Source organism: Thiobacillus sp., assembly GCF_024708915.1.
On record NZ_JANJXQ010000209.1, the window covers coordinates 1 to 4,650 of the forward strand.

5 protein-coding genes are annotated in these 4,650 nt (G+C 66.2%); all 5 read right to left on the reverse strand.

Annotation, left to right across the window (positions count from 1 at the left end):
* Positions 1-257: 257 nt before the first annotated feature.
* Complete coding sequence (gene trpB / locus Q0L94_RS14125) at positions 258-1,457, reverse strand: tryptophan synthase subunit beta (protein WP_296754340.1); 1,200 nt, start codon at positions 1,455-1,457, stop codon at positions 258-260.
* Positions 1,454-2,074 carry a phosphoribosylanthranilate isomerase gene (locus Q0L94_RS14130; protein WP_296754343.1) on the reverse strand — a complete coding sequence of 207 codons (621 nt, stop codon included), beginning with the start codon at positions 2,072-2,074 and terminating at the stop codon, positions 1,454-1,456. The genes trpB and Q0L94_RS14130 overlap by 4 nt, the downstream gene beginning before the upstream one ends.
* Complete coding sequence (gene truA / locus Q0L94_RS14135; RefSeq protein WP_296754346.1) at positions 2,059-2,838, reverse strand: tRNA pseudouridine(38-40) synthase TruA; 780 nt, start codon at positions 2,836-2,838, stop codon at positions 2,059-2,061. Before truA ends, Q0L94_RS14130 begins: the two co-directional genes overlap by 16 nt.
* A gap of 12 nt (positions 2,839-2,850) precedes the next feature.
* Complete coding sequence (locus Q0L94_RS14140) at positions 2,851-3,465, reverse strand: hypothetical protein (protein WP_296754348.1); 615 nt, start codon at positions 3,463-3,465, stop codon at positions 2,851-2,853.
* The coding region (locus tag Q0L94_RS14145) for a FimV/HubP family polar landmark protein (protein ID WP_296754351.1) at positions 3,458-4,650 on the reverse strand (1,193 nt) is incomplete at its 5' end. The genes Q0L94_RS14140 and Q0L94_RS14145, both read right to left, overlap by 8 nt.

A 4,650-nucleotide genomic window follows, 5' to 3' on the forward strand; every position in this document is an offset into this window, starting at 1 on the left:
TCACCCCCCCTGCTCTCGCGTACCCCCAAACCCCGCCCCGTGGCGGCCCCCCCCCCCCCCCATTTGGTTACCCTTTGGCCAGGCGTCCAACCGCTGATTTGGGGGGTTTTTGGTGCAAACCCGGAGGGGCGTGGCCATCCGGGCGGTATGCGTCGTTGCAGCGGCTCGTCGTGGAATGACCACTGCCTTCGCCGCTGCGCCTAGCAGCTGAGCGGTTTTCGTGGAAACGCGATCCATGGGGGAATATGAGATAGGTTCTAGAATTTGATCCCGGATTTTTCCGCCACGGTATGCATATCCTTGTCGCCGCGGCCGGAGAGGTTCACCAGCAGGAGCTTGTCCTTCGGCAGCGTCGGCGCCAGCTTGGCGGCGTAGGCAAGCGCATGCGAGGACTCCAGCGCCGGGATGATGCCCTCGTAGCGGCACAGGGCATGGAAGGCGGCCAGCGCCTCGTCGTCGGTCACGGCGACATACTCGGCGCGATGGCTGTCCTTCAGCCAGGCGTGCTCCGGGCCGACGCCGGGATAGTCGAGGCCGGCGGAAATCGAGTGCGTCTCGATGATCTGGCCGTTCTCGTCCTGCAGCAGGTAGGTCCGGTTGCCGTGCAGCACGCCGGGCCTGCCGGCGATGAGGGAGGCCGAGTGGTGGCCGGTGGCGAGTCCGTAGCCGGCCGCCTCGACGCCGACCAGCTTCACGGATTCGTCGGGAATGTAATCGTAGAAGATGCCCATGGCGTTGGAGCCGCCGCCGACGCAGGCGATCACGACATCCGGCTGGCGTCCCGCCAGTTCCGGCATCTGCACGCGGCACTCCTCGCCGATCACCGACTGGAAGTCCCGCACCATCATCGGGTAGGGATGCGGGCCGGCCACCGTGCCGATGATGTAGAAGGTGTTGCCGACGTTGGTCACCCAGTCGCGCATCGCCTCGTTCAGCGCATCCTTCAGCGTCTTCGAGCCGGACTCCACCGGCACCACGCTGGCGCCGAGCAGCTTCATGCGGTAGACGTTGGCGGCCTGGCGCTTGACGTCCTCCGAGCCCATATAGACCACGCACTCCATGCCGTAGCGCGCAGCGACGGTAGCTGTTGCCACGCCGTGCTGGCCGGCGCCGGTCTCGGCGATGACGCGCTTCTTGCCCATGCGCCGCGCCAGCAGCGCCTGGCCGATGGTGTTGTTGATCTTGTGCGCGCCGGTGTGGTTGAGATCCTCGCGCTTGAGGTAGATCTGCGCGCCGCCGTATTGCTCACTGAGCCGTTTAGCGTGGTACACCGGGCTGGGGCGGCCGACGTAGTGCTTCAGTTCGTATTCGAATTCGGCCATGAAGGCAGGGTCGTTGCGCGCCTTGTCGTATTCGACGCGCAGTTCCTCCAGCGCCGCCATCAGGGTTTCGGCGACGAAAATGCCGCCGTAGGGGCCGAAGTGGCCGCGGGAATCAGGTAGATCGGTGAGCTTCATGATGCTTCTTTCGCGTTCGCAATGAATCGCGCCATCTTGTGCGCGTCCTTGATGCCTTTGGATGCTTCCACGCCGGAAGATACATCCACCGCCCAGGGTCGCACGCTGCGTACCGCTTCGGCGACGTTGTCCGGTGTGAGCCCGCCCGACAATATAATCGGTCTGGACAGATCCGGCGGGATCAGGCTCCAGTCGAAACGCTCTCCGGTGCCGCCCGGCACGCCCGCCACATGGGCATCCAGCAGTAAACCGCGGGCGGCTTCGAAGTCGACCGCGCATTTTAGCAAATCCGTGTCCTGATTGACGCGCACCGCCTTGATCCAGGGGCGGCCGAAACGCATGCAGTCGGCCGGCGCCTCGTCGCCGTGAAATTGCAGCAGGTCGAGCGGAACCGCCTGCAACACCGTTTCGATGAAGGCCGGTCCGGCATTGACGAACAGTCCGACCGCCTGCACGAACGGCGGCAGATCGCGCACCAGCATGGCGGCAGCCTCGATCGTGAGATGGCGCGGGCTTTTTTCGTAGAACACGAAACCCAGTGCGTCCGCCCCGGCGTCGCAGGCGGCATGCAGATCCTGCAAGCGGGTGATGCCGCAGATTTTTACGCGAACAGCCATCGTTCAGAGCTTTCCGGCAAGGCAAAGTGCGCAGGATACCGGATGTGGGTGAGATACAGCCCGGCGGCGTCGAAGGTGGGTGCGGCGCGGGTGCGGTCGCGGCCGTCCAGGATCTCGCGCATCCAGCCGGGCGGCTGGCTGCCGGCGCCGACCTGGACGAGGCCGCCCATGAGATTGCGCACCATGTGGTGCAGAAAGCCGTCGGCGCGGAAGTCGCATAAAAGATAATCGCCGCGCCGCTCGATGTGCGCCTGCCGCAGCTCCTTGACCGGCGATCTGGCCTGGCATTCGGCAGCACGGAACGCGGAAAAATCGTGCTGCCCGATCAGGCTCGCCGCGGCCAGGTTCATCGCGGCGGCATCCAGCGGCCGGTGATGCCAGCCAATCAGTCCGTGGTCGAGGCCAGGCCGTACCGGGTGATTCAGCAGCACATAGCGGTAGCCGCGCTGGGTGGCGGCAAAGCGCGCGTGAAACTCCGCGCCGGCTTCGCGCGCCCACAGCACCGCCACACCGCGGGGAAGATGACTGTTGACACCGCGCACCCAGGCAGTCAGCGGACGCCTGGCTGCAGTATCGAAATGCGCCACCTGGAACGCAGCGTGGACCCCGGTATCGGTGCGCCCGGCCGCGGTGATGCCGATCTTCTCGCCGGCGATGGCGGACACCGCGGCTTCCAGCGCATCCTGCACGCCGCAGCCCTGCGGCTGCGACTGCCAGCCGCAAAAGCCGACACCGCGATATTCCAGACCCAGCACGATTCTCATATCACCCCGGCCTCACGCCAGCACGATCAACACCCCAAGCAAGCCCGCGAGTATGACGGCGCTGTCCCGGCTTTGCCAGCGTTCGGCCTGCAGGGTGTAGGTGGCGGGCGTCGCATCGTCGGGCAGCGGCGCGCGCAGCGCATCCAGCCAGCGCGCCGGTTTCGGCGCATGCTCGACGTAATCCAGGGTCAGCCCAAGCCGCACTGCAAAGCTGCGGCGGTCGAAGCCGAGCCAGGCCAGCGGCCGGGCCAGCACATACAGTCCGTAAATCAGGCGGGGGCGCGACGTATACGCCAGCAACACCGCCAGCCCCGCCAGCATCAGCGCCAGCCGCCCCACGCGCAGCACGCCTTGCTGCACCCCTTCCACGCTGGGACTGCCCCATCCCAGCGCCGGCCACAGGGCCATCCCCGGCAGGGTATAGGCATACGTGAGCAGCAGCACCGCCATCAGCCAGCGGGTGCGGCGCAGCAGGCGCAGCAATTGCGGGCGGACGGGCGCAAACAGAAAGGCCGTCGCGGTGGCGACGGCCAGAATGATCAGCGGGGCCAGTGGGGCACGCTCCACTGCCACCGCCCACCCGCACCACAGCAGGATGCGGGCAGCCGGGTGCAGGGATTTAACCAAGCGCGCCCAGCATGCCTTTGGCATCGGTTTTTTGTTTGTCGTTGCCTTCGGCCAGCACTTCGTTGAGGATTTCGCGCGCACCTTCCTTGTCGCCCATTTCCACATAGGCACGGGCAAGGTCGAGCTTGGTGCCGACCTCGTCGAGTTCGAGTTCATTGCCGCCGGCATCACCCAGATCGAGATCGAGGCCGCTGAAGTCGAATTTACTGTCCGGGCCATCTTCTTCGAGGCCGAGGTCGAGTTTCAGCTCATCGTCGGCGGTGGCAGGCAGATCCAGATCCGGCAGGTCGAAATCGAGACCCTGGGCATCCATTTCCACGTAACCCGTTTCGGCCGTTGCGGCCGCCTCGGACGGGGTATCGAAATTGAGCACGTGTCCCGCGGACTCGAACTCCAGGGCCGAGTCTTCCGCCACGGCTTCGAGCGCAGGCTGGGGCTCGGGCTCGATATCGACCGGGGCGGCGGACTGCACGTCGGCCACGGGTTCAGGCACGGGTTCGTCCGGGAACGTCACTGCGCCGCCGGCCACTGCCGCGGTGGCAGCCACCGTTGCCGCCGCGGCGGTGGCGTTCGACTGCACGCCGCCATACAACGGGTTGGTCGGGTCGATACTGCGCCCCATTTCACAGGCCTTGTCCCACAACGGGCCGGGGTTGCTGCCCAGTGCAGCATAGAGCTCGCCGGCGACCGCCTCGAACGTCGCAGTGTTGCGGCGGGCAGCGTAGATTTCCAGCAACTTGACGCGGATTTCGTGACGATCCGGGTTTTTGCCGATGGCTTCCTTGAGTATTTCCTCGGCCTGGGCATCGCGGCCGTAGGCCATGTACACCTCGGCTTCGGCAACGGGGTCAACGTCATGGGTATCGATGGTGCCCAGGCCCGCCTGGCTGAAGTCGGTCAGGAAGGAGGTGTCGCCGGTATTGACGCTGCCGCCCGACGCCGCACCGATGACGGTATTGGGCTGAACGTCGCCGCCGCTCATGATGCTGTCTTCCAGGGCGGTGTTGCCGGGCTTGCGCCGGCGATTGCCGCCCGCCATCATCCACCACAGCACGCCACCCAGGCCGAGCGCGGCGAGACCGCCGCCCCAATACATCGGGTTGGCGAGCAGAGGGTCATACCAGTTTGCGGCCGGTTCGGGACTGGCCGCAGGCGCCTCGACGGCCGCAGCGACCGGCTTGGGTG